Origin of the sequence: Enterobacter sp. 22466 (assembly GCF_052044775.1) — a bacterium.
Classification (GTDB): Bacteria; Pseudomonadota; Gammaproteobacteria; order Enterobacterales; family Enterobacteriaceae; genus Enterobacter; species Enterobacter dissolvens.
In genome coordinates this window covers 19,345-36,337 of sequence record NZ_JBQENX010000004.1, presented here as the reverse complement: position 1 = coordinate 36,337, position 16,993 = coordinate 19,345, and the positions used below count along the sequence as shown (strand labels likewise).

General features: G+C 51.2%; 13 protein-coding genes. 4 read left to right on the top strand and 9 right to left on the bottom strand.

Annotated elements, in window-relative coordinates:
* Positions 1–8: 8 nt before the first annotated feature.
* The 4 genes from ACTJJI_RS12305 to ACTJJI_RS12290 form a co-directional block, all read right to left on the bottom strand.
* Positions 9–1,163 carry a DegT/DnrJ/EryC1/StrS family aminotransferase gene (locus tag ACTJJI_RS12305; protein WP_440654260.1) on the bottom strand — a complete coding sequence of 385 codons (1,155 nt, stop codon included), beginning with the start codon at positions 1,161–1,163 and terminating at the stop codon, positions 9–11.
* Between the two features lie 3 nt (positions 1,164–1,166).
* The gene (locus ACTJJI_RS12300; RefSeq protein ID WP_440654258.1) at positions 1,167–4,502 is read right to left on the bottom strand and encodes an O-linked N-acetylglucosamine transferase family protein; all 3,336 of its coding nucleotides are present in this window, start codon (positions 4,500–4,502) and stop codon (positions 1,167–1,169) included.
* Between the two features lie 27 nt (positions 4,503–4,529).
* The gene (locus ACTJJI_RS12295; protein WP_063411535.1) at positions 4,530–5,948 is read right to left on the bottom strand and encodes a hypothetical protein; all 1,419 of its coding nucleotides are present in this window, start codon (positions 5,946–5,948) and stop codon (positions 4,530–4,532) included.
* 164 nt (positions 5,949–6,112) lie between these two features.
* Positions 6,113–6,949, bottom strand: a complete 837-nt coding sequence (locus ACTJJI_RS12290; protein ID WP_014832468.1) for a flagellin N-terminal helical domain-containing protein — start codon at positions 6,947–6,949, stop codon at positions 6,113–6,115.
* A 380-nt stretch (positions 6,950–7,329) separates the two neighbouring features.
* Here ACTJJI_RS12290 and fliD point away from each other — a divergent pair, with 380 nt between their 5' ends.
* The 4 genes from fliD to amyA are packed head-to-tail and all read left to right on the top strand — an operon-like array spanning position 7,330 to position 11,121.
* Positions 7,330–8,781: a flagellar filament capping protein FliD gene (gene fliD, locus ACTJJI_RS12285; protein ID WP_014832469.1), complete on the top strand. Its 1,452-nt coding sequence runs from the start codon at positions 7,330–7,332 to the stop codon at positions 8,779–8,781.
* A 15-nt stretch (positions 8,782–8,796) separates the two neighbouring features.
* A complete protein-coding gene (gene fliS / locus ACTJJI_RS12280) occupies positions 8,797–9,207 on the top strand; it encodes a flagellar export chaperone FliS (RefSeq protein WP_014832470.1) in 411 nt (136 codons plus the stop codon).
* Positions 9,207–9,581 (top strand): flagella biosynthesis regulatory protein FliT, encoded by a 375-nt coding sequence (gene fliT, locus ACTJJI_RS12275; RefSeq protein ID WP_014832471.1) that lies wholly within the window; start codon positions 9,207–9,209, stop codon positions 9,579–9,581. Before fliS ends, fliT begins: the two co-directional genes overlap by 1 nt.
* A 52-nt stretch (positions 9,582–9,633) precedes the next feature.
* On the top strand, positions 9,634–11,121 hold the full coding sequence (amyA, locus tag ACTJJI_RS12270; protein WP_096927447.1) for an alpha-amylase: 1,488 nt from the start codon (positions 9,634–9,636) through the stop codon (positions 11,119–11,121).
* Between the two features lie 388 nt (positions 11,122–11,509).
* Here the strand turns inward: amyA and yedD are convergent, their stop codons facing one another.
* From yedD to ACTJJI_RS12245, 5 genes are all read right to left on the bottom strand, one after another.
* Positions 11,510–11,923, bottom strand: coding sequence for a lipoprotein YedD (yedD, locus tag ACTJJI_RS12265; RefSeq protein WP_014832473.1), 414 nt, complete (start codon positions 11,921–11,923; stop codon positions 11,510–11,512).
* A gap of 232 nt (positions 11,924–12,155) precedes the next feature.
* The gene (locus ACTJJI_RS12260; protein WP_163280463.1) at positions 12,156–12,476 is read right to left on the bottom strand and encodes a hypothetical protein; all 321 of its coding nucleotides are present in this window, start codon (positions 12,474–12,476) and stop codon (positions 12,156–12,158) included.
* Positions 12,476–12,715 (bottom strand): hypothetical protein, encoded by a 240-nt coding sequence (locus ACTJJI_RS12255; RefSeq protein ID WP_440654253.1) that lies wholly within the window; start codon positions 12,713–12,715, stop codon positions 12,476–12,478. The genes ACTJJI_RS12260 and ACTJJI_RS12255 overlap by 1 nt, the downstream gene beginning before the upstream one ends.
* 116 nt (positions 12,716–12,831) lie before the next feature.
* On the bottom strand, positions 12,832–14,718 hold the full coding sequence (locus ACTJJI_RS12250) for an acyltransferase family protein (protein ID WP_440654251.1): 1,887 nt from the start codon (positions 14,716–14,718) through the stop codon (positions 12,832–12,834).
* A gap of 73 nt (positions 14,719–14,791) precedes the next feature.
* Positions 14,792–16,990 (bottom strand): hypothetical protein, encoded by a 2,199-nt coding sequence (locus tag ACTJJI_RS12245; RefSeq protein ID WP_440654249.1) that lies wholly within the window; start codon positions 16,988–16,990, stop codon positions 14,792–14,794.
* Positions 16,991–16,993: the final 3 nt, after the last annotated feature.

The following is a 16,993-nucleotide window of genomic DNA, read 5'->3' as shown; positions in this document are numbered from 1 at the left end:
TTCCTTTCCTATCCATTGACCACCAGCGCAGGCTCTGCCGCGCGAGCGGCATCGACAAACAAGCCCTGAATAATCTCTATAATGCGACGCTGATCGGCCACCGGCAGTCCGGGATAGATCGGCAGGCAAAGCACCGAATGAGAAATTTCATCGGCAACCGGGAGATGTTGTGCATTCGCCGTCGGGAAGTGGCGATACATCGGGAAGGCGCTGATAAGCGGGTAGAAATAACGCCGGGCATAGATATTATGCTTGCGTAATTCCGCATAAATCGCATCCCGGCTGACCGCCGAATCTGCGCGAATAAGTACCGGGAAATAAGAATAATTCCATTCAATATTGCTGGCCGGTTTAATGTACTCCAGCGCCGGAAGCGCGGCATCGAGCAGCTCAACGTAACGCTGATAAATCACCGCGCGCTCCTGCAGTGCACTGTCGATATACTTTAACTGCAGCAGCCCCATGGCCGCCTGCACTTCATTCATCTTGGCGTTAATACCCGGCGCCATCACAATGGTTTCATCAGCAAAACCAAAGTTTTTCAGATAATCGATCCGCTGTTTGGTTTTGGCATCGTGGCAAATAATGGCGCCCCCTTCGAAGGTATTAAATACCTTGGTGGCGTGGAAGCTCAGTACGGACAGATCGCCATAATTGAGAATGCTGGCGTTATCCTGTTTGACGCCGAAACAGTGGGCCGCATCGTAAATCACTTTCAGCCCATAGGTATCGGCAATCTTCTGGATGCGTTCCATATCGCACGGAATACCGTAGCAGTGGACCGGCATGATGGCCGTCGTTTTAGGCGTAATCAGTTCTTCAATGCGGTCCGGATCGATATTAAAGGTGACAGGGTCAATATCGGCAAACACCGGCGTCAAATCATTCCACAGCAGGCTGTGAGAGGTGGCGACAAAGGAGTACGGCGTGGTGATCACTTCGCCGGTAATACGTAATGTCTGGAGCGCCGTCAGCAGTGCGAGCGTGCCGTTGGAGAACAGGCAGACATGCTTTACGCCAAGATAGGCCGCCAGCGCCTCTTCCAGTTGCTGATGGAATTGCCCGCTGTTGGTCAAAATTTTACTTTCCCACAAGGTCTCCAGGTAAGGGATGAACTCCTCAAGTGGCGGAAGAAGTGGACTGGTAACGTAGACATTTTTCATAAGTTAATCCTCAGTACCTGTTACCCGGAAACTGTGAGGTGCTTCATCAGCACACCATTTTCGCCAGGCCTCACGAAGGGCCTGCTGGAAAGGAATCGCCACATTGCTCTGCCCCTGAGGTGGGATCGTGCTCCGCATGTTCTGGCGCAGGGCATCGAGGGTTTCCAGTTGGGTTTGCCAGCGCACGGCTTTGTCGAAATAGTCCTGCTGACTGTCTGCAACAAATTCATCCAGCCCGTAGATATGCATAATCTCCAGCCCCTGGCGTGCGGGATACGTTGCCCCAGCCAGAGTCAGCGTTGGGACGCCCATCCAGATGCCATGGCTGGTGGTGGTGCCGCCGTTGTACGGGAAGGAGTCAAGCAGCATGTCCACTTCATGATGCATATGAAGATAGGCCTCCATTCCCGTGGTTTTACGGAAGATCAGCTGTTCATCCGGCACGCCCAGTGCATTCAGCTTTTTGCGGTAGCGCGCGATCATCGCGTCATCATCCATAAAACCAATCAGCAGCCGTGACGTGGCGTTATGCTGCAGAATGCGCGCCCACAGCGCGAACACCCGATCGTTCAATTTTTTAGGACGGTTAAAGCTACCGTAGGTAAACCAGCCGTTCGTCAGGGCTGGCAGCGTATTGACGTCAGGACTGGACGCATCCGGCTCGAAGAAGTTATCGAGTGGGATCGCAATCAGCTTCTCCGTGAACTGCGCGTCTATCGCCGCATTCCTGACGAACCCGGTACTGATGATGCGGTAATCCATCTGCGTCATCCCGGTCGTGCCCGGGTAGCCCAGCCAGGTGATTTGCACCGGCGCAGGCTTAAAGGCGAACGCAGGGAGTCGCGTCCCGGTGGTATGGCCCGAGAGGTCAAACAGAATATCGATCCCGTCACTGTGGATCTGTTTTGCCAGCTCAACGTTATTGAGATCGGTAACGGATAACCACTTCGTCGAGGTGCTACGGAAGTGCTCCGTGACGGCGTCATCTTTATCGAGCGTGCTATAGCCGTAGAGGGAAAACTGTTTCCGGTCCATGCCATCCCAGAATGGCCGCAGGAAGCGGCTGACGGGATGGTTGCGGAAATCGCCGGAGACAAAGCCAACGCGCAGCGGCCGTTCAGGATCCTTGCTGCCCTGCCACGGCAGCGCCAGGTCGAATTTTTTCGCCCAAGCGCTTACCAGCTCGCCATAGGCAAGATGGCGCTCAAAGAGCACCTCCGGCGAGATGGAAAAATCGTGGGTCAGAACAAACAGCAGGCTGGTGAAGCAGTCAAAATCGCCCGGCGCAAACTCAAGCGATTTTTCGAGGAAATAGCGTGCTTCCGTTAGTTTCTGGTTATCACTCAGAATGATGCCCATCATTGCGAGATGCAGCGGGTTCGTGGCGTTATAGCGCAAAGACTCCCTGGCACAGCGTTCAGCCATGGCCATGTTGCGGCGCGAGTGATAGACCACCGCCAGCGTATTCCAGAATGACGCGTTGTTTTTATTCAACCGCAGCAGCGCCTGGAGAATACGGGCTGAATAATGCAACTCACCTTTTTTCTGCAGCACGGTGGCCAGGTCGAACCAGATATCCTGTCCAGCAGAGTAGCGGCTCATCAGTTGACTGAGTGCCGATAAGGCCTCATCCCAGTCGCCCATCAGCAGGCTGGCGCGGGAATAGCAGCGAAGCATATGCAGATTATGGGGATCGTTTTCAATCTGTCCCCGGATGTAATCGCGCGCATCTTTTGCCAGCCCCGCGGCAATCAGGGCATTGACGTTTTTGTAAATGAGATCGATGGCGGGATCCTGTTCATCCTTCTCCCCTGCCATTATCTGCCCCTCAGCAAGTAAACCGCCCTGCTGCGATCCGACATTAAGCAGCAACAGCGTATCGATGCTGCGTTTGAGATAGTCGACATCGCCCGGGCGTAAATAATGCTGCTGTGCTCTGCGCCATGCTTCAGGGGAGCCTTTCAACAGGCCTTTCGCTTTTAGCGCAGAAAAAAGCGCGCTGCTTCTGGCCTGATTGACATCCATGCCTGCCACCGCAAATTCTCGCTCTTCCTGACTGAGGGTGACGCGCGCGCCCCACAGATTAAGCGTGACGTCAGCGTCATCGCCGGCCTGAAGGGGGGCAATGAAGGCCAACTCACGTTCCGGTTGAACATTGTATGGCCCCGGTGAACCGGCCCAGTACAGCCCCGGAATTTGATTGAGAAACAGATCTTTCAGTGACTCAAGCACCTGCTGAGCGACATCCTCTTCCTTTTCAGGAAGACGGGTGTTGAACACCAGTTGTTCAAACGACAGGCTCAGCGGCCATGCGCCGCCAAGCAGATCGAGAATCTGCAGGGTCGTGGTATTTAGCGTTGAGAAAAACTTCCCTTCCGCGTTGGTATGCGCATTAACGACTTCACCCCGATCGTTGCGGTACCGTCTGAAATCGCCGGCCCAGTGCAGCGCGTTTAAGCGGGTAAAATCCAGCGCCGCCGCGTCAAGGGCATCATCACGGGAAAGCAGACTGACGCGCTCGCGACGGTTGACGGCAAAATCGAGATATTGCTGCGCGGCAATCGACGCCTGGCCGGATGAGACCAGAGCGTGCAGCTGATGGATTTGCTCGCTAAAGCTCTCACCCGTTTCGTACTGCGGCAGCGCATCTCCCACGTAGCGTAACCCGCAGGATGAAAGGCTATCGTTGAAGTGAATGAATTGTGCACAGGTATGCGTGGCGCCTGCCAGGATCTCAATAAGGGTGGCGTCGTCAACGCGCTCCATCGCGAGCACATGTTGTTTAATCTCGCCTTCCGGCTGGGTCAGTGCCAGATAGCTGAGCATACCGCGAGCAAATGCCACCTTCTCTTCTGACCGGCCCGCAAGACGTGCGTGGAAGGCCAGCGCATCCTGGACATACTGCGCCGCGGACTCAGGCGGACTAAAGGTCTGGTGGATGGCAATCATGCCGTGCGCCGACAGATGGCGGCGACACCACTGCAACAGCGCGTCACGCTCTGGCATACCTGCAGGAATAAAGTCCCCGCGAATAAGAATGTAATCGAATTCTCCCGGCGACACGTTCAGCACATCGTGAAGACCTGCCGCAACCAGTTCGATATTGGCGATACCCAGACGCTGCGCCTGTCTCTGCCCCACGGCAACAGCCTCTTCGTTACTCTCAATCCCTATCCCGACACAATCAGGCCAGGCCAGCGCAGCGGATAACAACACATCCCCCTGCCCGCAGCCTAAATCCAGGACGCGCGCGCGCTCAGGCGCCCCGGCAGGAAACTGATACAGAGCAGCGGCCGCCTGCAGGCCCGATAGCGTGAATCGATTATCTGGATACAACATACAGAGAAAGTTCCATCAGTTCAGTGGTTAGGCAAAATAGGTTTGTTGCATCGCAGCTTTGTAGTTCTGATACGCTTCGCCGCCTGATTTTTGCGTGGTCACTGTCCAGCTGAACGTGTCGTCGGTGTAGCGAATGTCGATCAGTTTCTCCAGCGGCTCGCGATGAATGGCCATCTGGTCAACCGCCGGTAGTGCATCCAGAGAAACCGAGAGTGCGACCTGATCAAGGAACCACTCCGCATTACCGCGGCGTAAATTCCAGTCAATAAAGGTGGCGACAAGCGAAAGGTATTTCCGCGAAAGCGCGCCCGGGACCGTATAGACAAAGCCCGCGGGAACCTGCTCCCACGGCGGCGCGCCGTTGCTGTAAGAGAGGACGATCTCGCTCTTCGGAAGATGTGGCGCAATATCTGACCAGTTCTTACGCACCAGACAGTCCGCATCAAGCACCATGATCGGGGACGTGAATACGCTCAGCGCATAGCTGAGGAAAACAAAACGTCTTGAGGCGTACCAGACGTTGATACCAAAAACAGGCGTAATGGTTTCGGCCGTCGCGGATATCACCATGCCCGGAAAACGCTGGTGCAGCGAATTAACGTGCGCCTTTGTCTCATCATCCGGGTTATAAAGATGCAGGTGAACGTTAAGCCGATCGCCGTTGGTGTGGTAGACAGACCCTAACAGCGTGAGGGCATGATCGAAGTAATAGCGTTTGTCGCACGCCACCAGAACCGTGGTTTTTCCGTTTTCTTCGGCAGGAAGAAGCCACGCGTAGTGCGAAAAATCAGGCTCATAGTCAGGCATTTTCAGGGCGGAAAAATCGATGAACGATTCAGGACAGCCACCCAGCTTATGAATCCCCGTGACGATCATCAGCATCGTTAACGCGTCTTCACCAATATGTTCAGGATTGGCGGTCAGTTGCTGGATAAGCGTCTGCATCTGATTAAAATCATCTTCCATCAGACACACTAACAACAATATTTTCATCACGGTTGGGGATGGATTCACCACCGCGTAGTAATTAGAAATCAGGAAGAGTGCGGCTTCAATTTCGTTAATACGGAAGAAGACCTGAATACCCGCCACCAGAAGATTAATGCTGTCGTCGTGCTGAAGCGCCTCTACCACCCAGCCGGTAATGGTGTCGCTCATCTCTTTTGAAAATGGCGTGGGCTTACCCTGATTTTTAAAATCAAACGCGGCGTTTGCGGCAGCAATCGCGCACAGCATGCGCTTAACGGCGAGCTCTTTGTCTGCATCCAGATCGGTCATGGCTTCCATGATCTGGGGTTCGAGCGTGGCAATATCGGAATTTTTATAATGCAGGATTTCGGTAACGATATGCGCAGGCAATGCATCCGTTTCCGGCAGGAAAATTAACCGTGAAAATTCGTCGCGGTAAAACTGATGCAGCGATCGTGTACGCTCGAACTTGTTCATCCCGATTCTCTTAGTAAGATTGCGATTCTTACCCATCGTACAAGGGAATATTCGGGATAATGGAAGGAACACCCCCGGGAATAATGGCTTATTTCGGAGATTGTCTGACGGGCAAAAAAAAAGGTTGCTGTTTCCAGCAACCTTTTGTGAAACAGGCGCGGCGATTAACGCAGCAGAGACAGCATTGCCTGTGGAACCTGGTTTGCCTGAGACAGTACAGAAGTACCAGCCTGCTGCAGGATCTGCGCGCGAGACATGTTGGAAACTTCAGTAGCGTAGTCAGCGTCCTGGATACGGGACTGAGCAGCAGACAGGTTGTTGATAGAGTTGTTCAGGTTGTTGATGGTAGATTCGAAACGGTTCTGAATCGCACCCATGTTAGAACGCGCGGTATCGATTTTCGCGATTGCAGCGTCAGCAGCAGAGATAACAGCCTGTGCAGAGGCGTTATCGGAGATTGCAGTGCTCAGGCCAGCGCTCAGGGTACCAGAGGTGGCGTTGATCAGCGCGTTGCTGTCGATGGAGATGGTGTCGTTAGAAGAAGTACCTGCACCAACCTGAATTTTCAGCGCGGTAGATACGGAACCGTCCAGCAGTTTCTTACCGTTGAAGTTAGCTGCGCCCGCGATACGGTCGATTTCAGCCAGACGCTGGGTGATTTCAGTGTTGATGGAAGTCAGGTCAGAAGAACCGTTAGTGTCGGTAGCAGCCTGAACAGACAGCTCACGAATACGCTGTAAGTTGGTGTTGATTTCGTTCAGGTTACCTTCAGCAGTCTGAACCAGGGAGATACCGTCGTTGGCGTTACGCGCCGCCTGGGTCATACCTTTAACTTGGGAGGTCATGCGGTTAGCAATCGCCTGGCCAGCAGCGTCATCTTTCGCGCTGTTGATACGCAGACCAGAGGACAGACGCTCGATAGCAGTGCCCAGAGAAGACTGAGATTTGTTCAGGTTGTTCTGAGTGGTCAGGGACAACAGGTTAGTATTGATAACTGCCATAATTTAATTCCTTCAAAAATGGTTTCTAGGGTCGGTGCCTTAACACTCACGGCGTCTCTCACCGTCATGAAAGTTATCGACGGGTCTGAATAAGACTTTAGAAATTTCGTCAAAAAATTATTAACCCAATGATTTTAATAAATTTATAGTTATTAAACTCTACCCAGAGCGCCATCAGAAACCCTATTTTTGAGGAAATGTTTTCGCATTTTATTGTTCACGCGTTTTTCTTTTATATATGCCTCTCACGCGCCAATAGTGCTATATGGCCGTAAGGTTGAGCGCTATTCAGTCGATAATTTTTTTACCTGAAACGTAAACTATCTGCATAAGTCGCCGATAACTACCTGAAACTACCATTGGCTAAAGGAAATAAAAAAATGGCGAGTAGCTCAATCACTCTCTCTTCAGGCGCGACAATTACGAGTCTGGGCGTAGGTTCGGGTCTGGATCTGGCAACACTGTATAACAATCTCGAAACGGCTGAAAAAACCAAGCTGAACACCATCACCAATCAGCAGACCTCCTATAATGCCCAGCTGAGCGCGTTCAGTAAGTTGCAAAGTGCAATGACGTCACTGAATACCGCCACTGCAGCCCTGGGCAAAACGGACACCTGGAACGCGGCGTCTATTGGCTCGACCAACACCGCCTTCAGCGCCACGACCACGGCCGGTGCAGCGGTAGGTTCCTATAGCGTGCAGGTTAAATCGCTGGCGAAAGCCCAGGTATTAACCTCCGCCGTCCAGACCAGTGCCACCGCACAGCTGGGGGCGACCACCGGCACGACGCGCACCATCACCATCAGCCAGCCAGGCACCACCAAACCGCTGACGGTTGATCTTGCTGACGGCGACACCAGCCTGAACGGCATTGCCAGCGCGATTAACAAGGCTAACGGCAACGTCACGGCGACGGTAGTGAAGTCGAAGGACAACGAGTACACGCTGATGCTGTCCTCTAAAACCACCGGCACGGCCAATGACATGACGGTGACGGTGACCGGTGACGACACGTTAAAAGGCATTATCAGCTACGATTCAGCGACGAATACCGGCGCGATGAAGCAACAAACCGCGTCTCAGAACGCCGTGGTCACCATCAACGACATCGACATTGAACGTTCTACAAACACGATTAATGACGCGCTGCCGGGCGTGACCCTCACGCTGAAGGCAGAAAGCACCAAGAGCGAAAATTTAGATGTCACCCGCTCTACCGATGCCACCAAAAAAGCCGTGACGGATTGGGTCACCGCCTACAACTCCCTGCAGTCGACCATCGCCAGCATCACCAAATATGTGAAGGTGGAAGCCGGTGCCGATCAGTCTGCCAGCAACGGTGCACTGCTGGGTGACAACACCGTGCGTTCTGTGCAGTCACAGCTGCGCGATATGTTGACCGTCGTCCAGTCTGGCTCTTACGCGATCATGGCCCAGCTCGGTATTACCCAGGATCCTACCGTGGGTGCTGACGGCTCAATGGGAAACCTGAAAATCGACGATGCAAAACTGACAAAAGCACTGACCGACAGCCCGGAAGCGGTACAGGCCTACTTTGTTGGCGATGGTAAAACAACCGGTCTGGCCACGCAGATGGGCGCAACCCTGACCACCATGCTGAGTACGACCACCGGTAAAGAAGGGATCATCAAAAGCGCCACTGACGGTATCAACAGCACGTTGAAAACCCTGGATAAGCGCTATGACGCAATGGAAGCGAGCATCGAAGCCACGATGGCCCGTTATAAATCCCAGTTCAACAGTCTTGATACCATGATGAGTAAACTGAATAACACGGCCACCTACCTGAAACAGCAATTTAGTTCTTAGTCGTAAGGAACGTATATGTATGCACAAAATGGCGCCCGAGCTTATCAGCAGGTCGGGCTGGAAAGCGCGGTGCTAAGTGCCAGTCCGCATCAACTTGTCGTAATGCTGTTTGACGGGGCACTGAGTGCCCTTGTCCGCGCCCGGCTTTTCCTGGACGAAGGTAAAATCACCGAAAAGGGTGAAGCCTTATCGAAGGCAATCAATATTATCGATAATGGTTTAAAAGCCGGTCTGAATATGGACATCGACAGTGAATTACCGGGCAACCTTGCCGCGCTGTACGAGTACATGGTCAGACGTTTGTTGCATGCCAATCTGCGTAACGACGTGGAGGCGATTGTAGAGGTCGAAGCGCTGCTCAATAACATTGCGGATGCGTGGAAACAAATTGGTCCCAATGGTCCTTCTTCTCAGGATATCTATTGATGAATAATCCAGCGTCCGCTCTTGATAACTGGCAGGCCCTCTATAACCTCAGCCTTACCATGCTAAAACATGCTCGTTCCGGTCTCTGGGACGAGCTCATTACGCTGGAGATTTCTTATGTTCAGCTGGTAGAGAACATCTCCAAAAACCCTATATCCGAGGCACATCCATCGCAGATTGAGCAGGCCCGTTTTTTACTCGAGAAGGTTCTGCAAAACGAGACCGAGTTAAAAATGTTGCTTGCCGCACGCATGGACGAACTGCGCAGCCTCATTGATCAAACCGGTAAACAGCAATCCATCACATCAACCTATGGAAAGCTGTCAGGGAATATTCTTTATCCAGAAAGTTTGACCCGCGACACACAATTATGATTTCTTCATCCATACTCCAGAAGTCAGCCAAACGGCTTCTGGAGCACGGACGATGAAAAACCCCACCCTGTTACAATGTTTTCACTGGTATTACCCTGCAGGCGGTGAATTGTGGCGAGAGGTCGCGGCATTAGCCCCCAATCTTAACGAAATCGGCATCAATATGATCTGGCTGCCGCCGGCCTATAAAGGCGCATCCGGCGGGTATTCGGTCGGGTATGATTCATACGACCTGTTCGATCTCGGGGAGTTTGACCAGAAAGGGAGCGTGGCCACCAAATACGGTGATAAAGCCCAACTGCTGGAAGCCATTGATGCGCTCAAAAGTAATGACATCGCGGTGCTGCTGGATGTGGTGGTCAACCACAAAATGGGCGCCGATGAGAAAGAGCAGGTTCGCGTTCAGCGCGTGAACGAACAGGACCGCACGCAAATCGATGATGAGATCATCGAGTGCGAAGCCTGGACCCGCTACACCTTCCCTGCCCGCGCCGGACAGTATTCGCAGTTTGTCTGGGATTACAAATGCTTCAGCGGCATCGACCACATCGAAAACCCCAATGAGGATGGCATCTTCAAAATCGTCAATGACTACACTGGCGAAGGCTGGAACGATCAGGTTGATGATGAAATGGGTAATTTCGACTATCTGATGGGCGAAAATATCGATTTTCGTAACCATGCCGTGACGGAGGAGATCAAGTACTGGGCGCGCTGGGTCATGGAACAAACCGGCTGTGACGGATTCCGCCTGGATGCGGTCAAACACATCCCCGCCTGGTTCTATAAGGAGTGGATTGAACACGTTCAGGAAGTGGCGACGCAGCCGCTGTTTATTGTCGCGGAATACTGGTCCCACGAGGTGGATAAACTGCAGGGTTATATCAATCAGGTCGAGGGGAAAACGATGCTGTTTGATGCCCCCCTGCAGATGAAATTCCACGAGGCCTCGCGCCAGGGGCGGGACTACGACATGAGCCAGATTTTCACCGGCACGCTGGTGGAGGCCGATCCGTTCCACGCGGTGACGCTGGTTGCCAACCATGATACCCAGCCGTTGCAGGCGCTTGAAGCGCCGGTGGAAGCCTGGTTTAAACCGCTGGCCTACGCCCTGATCCTGCTGCGGGAAAATGGCGTACCGAGCGTGTTTTATCCCGACCTCTTTGGCGCCAGCTATGACGATACCGGGGGAGACGGTGAAACCTACCACATTGATATGCCGGTGATTGAGCAGCTTCATGAGCTGATCCTCGCCCGTCAGCGCTTTGCCCACGGCGTGCAGACGCTGTTTTTTGACCACCCTAACTGTATCGCGTTCAGCCGCAGTGGCACCGATGAGGATCCCGGCTGTGTGGTGGTGATGTCCAATGGGGATGATGGCGAGAAAGTGATCTGCCTTGGGGAAAACTACGGCAACAAAACCTGGCGTGATTTTCTTGGCAATCGTGAAGAAACGGTCACCACCGCGGCGGATGGCGAAGGGACTTTTACCTGCAAAGGTGGAAGCGTGAGTGTGTGGGTGATTGAGGATGCGTTGTAGTATTTGACGAGTGCGGCCTGATGCCCTCACCCACAGGGCTGAGGGATCCCCATAAATAATGCCTGCACAGACGGCCCCCTCTCCCTTTGGGAGAGGGCTGGGGTGAGGGGGAACATACGGCTGTGGAGGTCATTCCGTTCACTTTATGTTCCTTGCAACTCTGTAACAACATGACCCGTGAACGTGCCAGGGCGGCTCAATCGCCGCCGCCCTCTCGGCGCATCCATGCGCCTCGCCCCGGCCTGCAGGAAACGCCTCAGCGATTTACAGCCGGACCAGGGCATCGCTGAATGCTCTCAGTCATTCTGAGAGCAGCGTTATCACTTCTGGTTATGAATTACTGGGGAACCCTCAGCCCACAGGGAGAGGGTGCAAACACCAAAAACGGCTACGGTAGCTTACTTTCCAGCGGATTTTTGCTCAGGTAATCGGCACACTCCACCGTTGGGCGATCGACCTTCTGCAGCTCCATGCCATCATACTCCAGCACCGAGCCATCGCGCTCCAGCGGGTAGATATCCAGCTTGCTGGTTACGTTGTAATAGCTGTCTGAACGCAGCATGATTTTTCCCGGCACGGCAATCACGCGCTGCCATTGACGGCAGTCCAGCGTATCGCCCTCCTCCGTCACCACCAGCGTGGCAATCGCCTCCGGGCTGACCATTTTACTCTGCGGCCCTTTTGACTGCCAGTATCCCGCCAGATGCGCCGGAACGGGATGCTTAATCACATCCTGATAATTATCCACCTGTACGCACCCGGTGAGTGCCAGCAGCGCGCCAGCAATTGCTATTTTTTTCATCATCTTTCCTGCATTCGAAGAAAAAAATATTGTGGCATTAAAGCACTAAGGCTGCCAGCGAAGATCGTCCAGGTCTTAGACCTGCATACCCATCATATGAGCATACATTTTTCATAATCGACAAAGATCGTCCAAGAGCGCACCAAATAACAGATGGTTATAGTCGTCGAAAACATCAGTCGTCTAAGTTCACCTTAGAGCGAGTGCTGTTTTGTGTCCCACCCATGCCCCATCACATCACAGGGGAGTCATCTTCCCTTACTCGGTTGATGAAGAACGTCGCCACTCCAAGTACCTCCACTTCTGCAAGTGCAGCACCCTCTATTGCCTCTCCATCATCCGTAATGAGCGCTTTACCCATCAGCTTTGCAAACTGCGTGCGTCCATCGCTCAGAATCAGAAGAACATCCCCTTCGCAGGTTTTCACACACGGTTCGATAACCGCAAAGCCAATATCTGTCTCAAGCACTCTGCTATCCGCTCCAATGTTACACAGCACAACAGGTGATAGTTGTTGCTCAACGTAATCCGATGCCGGTGAAGGAAAGCCCATTATTGCACCCTCCCCATGTTACGCAGGATCCAGTATCGGTTATCGCTGTGATCTGTTGTCTTATCCACAAAGTCTTGCTGGTAACGCTCTATCCATGCATTGGCATCTTCCAGGGTAAAGTGCCAGTTGTAGTCACGCAGCTTCTCGATGAAGCTCTCGGTCCGAAGGTACTGGTAGCCCTTTGGGTTTAGCTGCATGGCCGCAATGAAGGCGGTCTTTATGTCTGCTGTGCGTGGCATGGTCACCTCACAATAATTAACTGTACATGCATACAGTATTACTGATCGGCGGTATCGATCAATTCCAGAATGCAAAAAAGCCCACAGGTGTGGGCTATGTGTTTGGTGTGGTTGTATTATTTTTTTAGAGTGGAATCGATGACTGGCTTGAGTATCTTGTTGGTTACATACTCAGATCCTTTCACGGTCATATGTCCGTAATCCCATACTATCGGAGTGTTGTCATCATCTACCTTTGCCAGGCAGACATCACCACTGCAAAGTTTTTCTATGACCGAAACATATTTTATGTAGCCATCATTCATATGTTTACTCAGCATGATTTTATCTGTGTCCATAACATGCTTCACAAGCGCCGAATCAGAGAAGCGCACCTCTCCCTTATCCCAGTGACGATCAGCAATTACCACTGGGAGCGCAGTCATGTATTGAGGAACTGGACCAACAACGATAACTGACTTAGCACCCAAAGATTTGAGCTTTTCCTCAATCGCTGGATAATCATTTTCTTCATGCTTAGCCACCTGCGCCATGATGACGATATCGGGCTTAACCTTTCCTATCAGTTCCAATGCAGCAGATTGTGCATTTTCGCAAGCCTTTTTAACTTCGCCTTTTACTCTCCAGTCCATCTTTAATCCTGGTCTGCATGCTGAAGATGCAACCTGGTAAACGGGTATGTGGGTATATGCGTTTCTAATACCTACCCCCAGAGCCTGAGAGTGCGAATCACCCCAAATCACAATTCCGCCAGATCCCTTAACTTTATTGCAATACTCAGGAACAGACTCCTTGGCTCTGGAGTTCACAGCGTCATAATAGTTACAGTCTTCCAAGTATGGTTTATAGACGTTTTTATTGTAGTAGTTATCACGGCTATACATAGTCGGATAATTTGCCTTTGCATCTTTAGCCATCTCTCTAAATGAGACATCAGCACCATGGGTGCTGTATATCAAAGTCAATAAAATAGCTACTGAGATGGACGATAAAAACGTATGCATGAGCTTTGATTTTTTTGCGTTGCCTTCCACTAGCTTAAATGAGGAATATCCAAAAATGAAAGACAGTAAAATCCCTAACGAAAGATACCATGCATTATTAAGAAGAGACTTATTGAACAGGAATACAACAAAAGGCCAGTGCCATAAGTATATTGAATATGAGCTATCACCTATCCTTTGAAATAACCAGTTGCCAGTTATATAGTTATTATTCATTGAAGATGAAAGTATCAAACAAGCGCCAGCCACTGGTATGGCAGCCCACATACCAGGCCAAGACAGCGATTCACTCATGAAAACAAATGAAAGAATTATCGCTATAACCCCTACGTATAGCATTGCTTTTCTTGTCCGCATCGTAGCGCTGACAGGAAAGAGGAACACCAACCCTCCGGCAATCATTTCCCATGCTCTTGATGGGAGCAGGTAGAAGGCAGATGTGGGATATGAATAGGCCAGCCATGTGCTCAATGCAATACTTGTAGTAAATAGCAGAAAGAGAGCTTTAACGGCTACTTCACGGCTTGCAATCTTCACTGCCCCCGCAATGATCAGTGGGTATATCAGGTAGAACTGCCATTCGACTGACAGAGACCATGTATGCAGCAACCAGTTTGCAGCTGAGTCTGTGGAGAAATATGACGAATCAGCCCAATACGCCATATTAGAAATGAAAAATATGCTGGAAAGACTGTTATATGATAGTCTCTGATATTCAAATGGAGCCAGACTGAACCATCCAAAAGCCAATAATGCGGCGCACAGCACGACCAGTGCCGGGATAATTCTTCTGCATCTGGCTGCATAGAATTTAAGTATTGAAAAATTATGGCTATCAATCCCAGTAAAAATTATCTTCGTCATCAGAAATCCAGAGATAACGAAAAACACGTCTACTCCTGAAAATCCGCCTGGCAGTGCGTTATGATTAAAATGGAAAATTAGCACGCCCAAAATCGCGAACGCTCTAAGTCCATTGATATCCTTTCTAAATTCCACGTAACCCCCGATCAAATTTCTGCCGGAAGTCTATATCATGGAGAAGGTGAATTCCATCCCTGGAACTCATAAGCTAGTTCAACTTCACACCAAGCCGTTGACCAGACGCAGCTCCTGAAACTGGGTTAACTTTTACTCTGAAAACTAAAAAGTTTACTGTTGACTCAGTTTGAATGTAGTTAATGTACTGAGGTTCGGCGTAAATTGTCTGAGCAGATGCCTGATCGTTAAAACACCATGCCTTTACTTCTTGAGTGGATGGGACGTAAGGAAGATTCAGCCCTGTAACAGTGATCGTCTGTTGACCTGATGCGGTAACACTCACAGCGCCTGCTGCACTCAACGCTGACTGTCTGTTCCCTCCGCCGCCAGGAGTGGTGATTTCCAGAGCCATACGCTGAGTAGCGTTTGCGTTTGCGTAAGCCACCTGCAGAATATTAATATTGTCCTTCATATTGATTCGTCCTGAAACAAGCGGTTGGCTTGCATTGTTTGTCCATCTGAGCCCAACCTTGCAGCGATGTATATCAATATCAACTGTAGCGGTAGCAGATGGTTGCACCTGAATAGCAGCACTATCCGTGCCAGAGGAGTCTGCGCCCAAAAAACCGGTTATTACACTGCCATTTTTAACAATATTGTTAAGGCCTGCCAGCATAATCCCAATCCCGCCGAGCTCTGGATCAAAGAACAAACTTCTCTGGATTTGAACCTGAAGAGTATTGTTCTCTCCAGCCAGGACAACATGAGTTCCTGAGAATCCTATTGTAGGGTTTGAACCACTTCGTGAAACGTTACTGAATCTTATTAGGCCATAATCACTGGCAAGTCTCCTTTCTTGGCTCGTCGCTATAAATTGGCCACTTTGAATGACTACACCAGGGGTATAGGATCCATATACATTAACCTCTGGAAGAAGCTGGCTCATGCTTATAGAGTGGATTTCCCATTGAGTGCCTTGCACCTGGCAGGTAGGACGGGCCCAAAGAGCGCAACTCACAGACTCAATGATGATGTTAACTGCGCGAAACAAAGCTGGGTACTTTGTGTAATCTCCTGAACCGAGTACCAGCCCCCAGCCTCCGTGATAGCCATAGCAATGCAACTGGAGTAAATCGGCTGACGCATTGAAGTGCATAGCCGCACATCGGCGAGTTGTATCCCAGAAGCTGGTCACCTGAGTGCCAACGCCAAAAGCGGGTAGCCCAGCCAAAATTCGATGATAGAGAGAGTCGGCATCATCAACAAACATGCAATCATTACCGCAGTTTTTTACGCATATGTCTGTGTTTGAGCTAACTGCAAATTGTCCTTTGTCTCTTGTCCAGTATGCTGGGTGTTGATTTGGCGATCCTGCGTAGTTGAGCTTAACATACCCTGTAGCTGGCGCATATTGAACCTCAAGCTCCTTAATTTCTATTCCTGCACCGGCAAACAGAACGCCATTGCCGGACATTTTAGACGGCGTACCAGCAAAGTTTTCATAGTTCCCATCAATGAACATTTTGCTGACTCCGCCCCCATAAGCTCCCAGGTCGGCGGGTGAGGCGTATGTTTCGAATCCTTCATCAACAATAACACCGGGAGCGTCCCACCCATCTGGTGCTTTGATAGTTGTTGCAGATACCCCCTGACCTTCAAAAAATACCAGTGGGCTTCTGCGGATATTGCACCCCCAGTATTTTTTTGCTGCGCATATTACTTTCCCCCCACCAATTGAAGCCACGTAGTCATTGGCAGCTTGCATCGCTGCAGACCAGTCGTTTGTAACATCAACTAAATTGCTCCACTGCTCCGGCGTTACCCAGTTGATAACGTCAGGCAACTTACCCTGAGGCTGGAGGCCAATCATTGACGCTCCTGCTGAAGACGCAAGCATGGTACGTAACGCGGAATCCCCAACGCTGATCCATGCCCCCTCATCAATCCCACCAGTAGATGAAGGAGTAGAACCAGCAGGCACAACTTTACCGGATGGAAGGAATGAACCATCCCACCGGTAGTATTCACCATCGGTTTCGTCTTTCAGAATCTGATTCGGGCTCGTTAACGTTGCACCGGCCTGGAATGTTCCAACTGGCACCCATCCATACTGCGCAATGGCCTGCTGCGCCAGCCAGCGCAGGCCTTCGATGGTGTAATGCTCGTTACCGAATCGGTCAACATATGTGTTAACCAGCGAGGTAACGAACTCGTCAATTTTCCCCGCGTTAAACTTAAGATCGCGTGGTGATTCGCTTGGGACAGGCAAATTGGTAGGTTGCGTAGCCATATT

Bases quoted from the DNA above. Each gene is read 5' to 3' on its own strand.
- ACTJJI_RS12255 (WP_440654253.1), bottom strand. From the start codon at position 12,715: ATGCCACGCACAGCAGACATAAAGACCGCCTTCATTGCGGCCATGCAG.
- ACTJJI_RS12290 (WP_014832468.1), bottom strand. From the start codon at position 6,949: ATGGCAGTTATCAATACTAACCTGTTGTCCCTGACCACTCAGAACAAC.
- ACTJJI_RS12295 (WP_063411535.1), bottom strand. From the start codon at position 5,948: ATGAACAAGTTCGAGCGTACACGATCGCTGCATCAGTTTTACCGCGAC.
- amyA (WP_096927447.1), top strand. From the start codon at position 9,634: ATGAAAAACCCCACCCTGTTACAATGTTTTCACTGGTATTACCCTGCA.
- ACTJJI_RS12305 (WP_440654260.1), bottom strand. From the start codon at position 1,163: ATGAAAAATGTCTACGTTACCAGTCCACTTCTTCCGCCACTTGAGGAG.
- ACTJJI_RS12300 (WP_440654258.1), bottom strand. From the start codon at position 4,502: ATGTTGTATCCAGATAATCGATTCACGCTATCGGGCCTGCAGGCGGCC.
- fliS (WP_014832470.1), top strand. From the start codon at position 8,797: ATGTATGCACAAAATGGCGCCCGAGCTTATCAGCAGGTCGGGCTGGAA.
- ACTJJI_RS12245 (WP_440654249.1), bottom strand. From the start codon at position 16,990: ATGGCTACGCAACCTACCAATTTGCCTGTCCCAAGCGAATCACCACGC.
- yedD (WP_014832473.1), bottom strand. From the start codon at position 11,923: ATGAAAAAAATAGCAATTGCTGGCGCGCTGCTGGCACTCACCGGGTGC.
- fliT (WP_014832471.1), top strand. From the start codon at position 9,207: ATGAATAATCCAGCGTCCGCTCTTGATAACTGGCAGGCCCTCTATAAC.
- fliD (WP_014832469.1), top strand. From the start codon at position 7,330: ATGGCGAGTAGCTCAATCACTCTCTCTTCAGGCGCGACAATTACGAGT.
- ACTJJI_RS12260 (WP_163280463.1), bottom strand. From the start codon at position 12,476: ATGGGCTTTCCTTCACCGGCATCGGATTACGTTGAGCAACAACTATCA.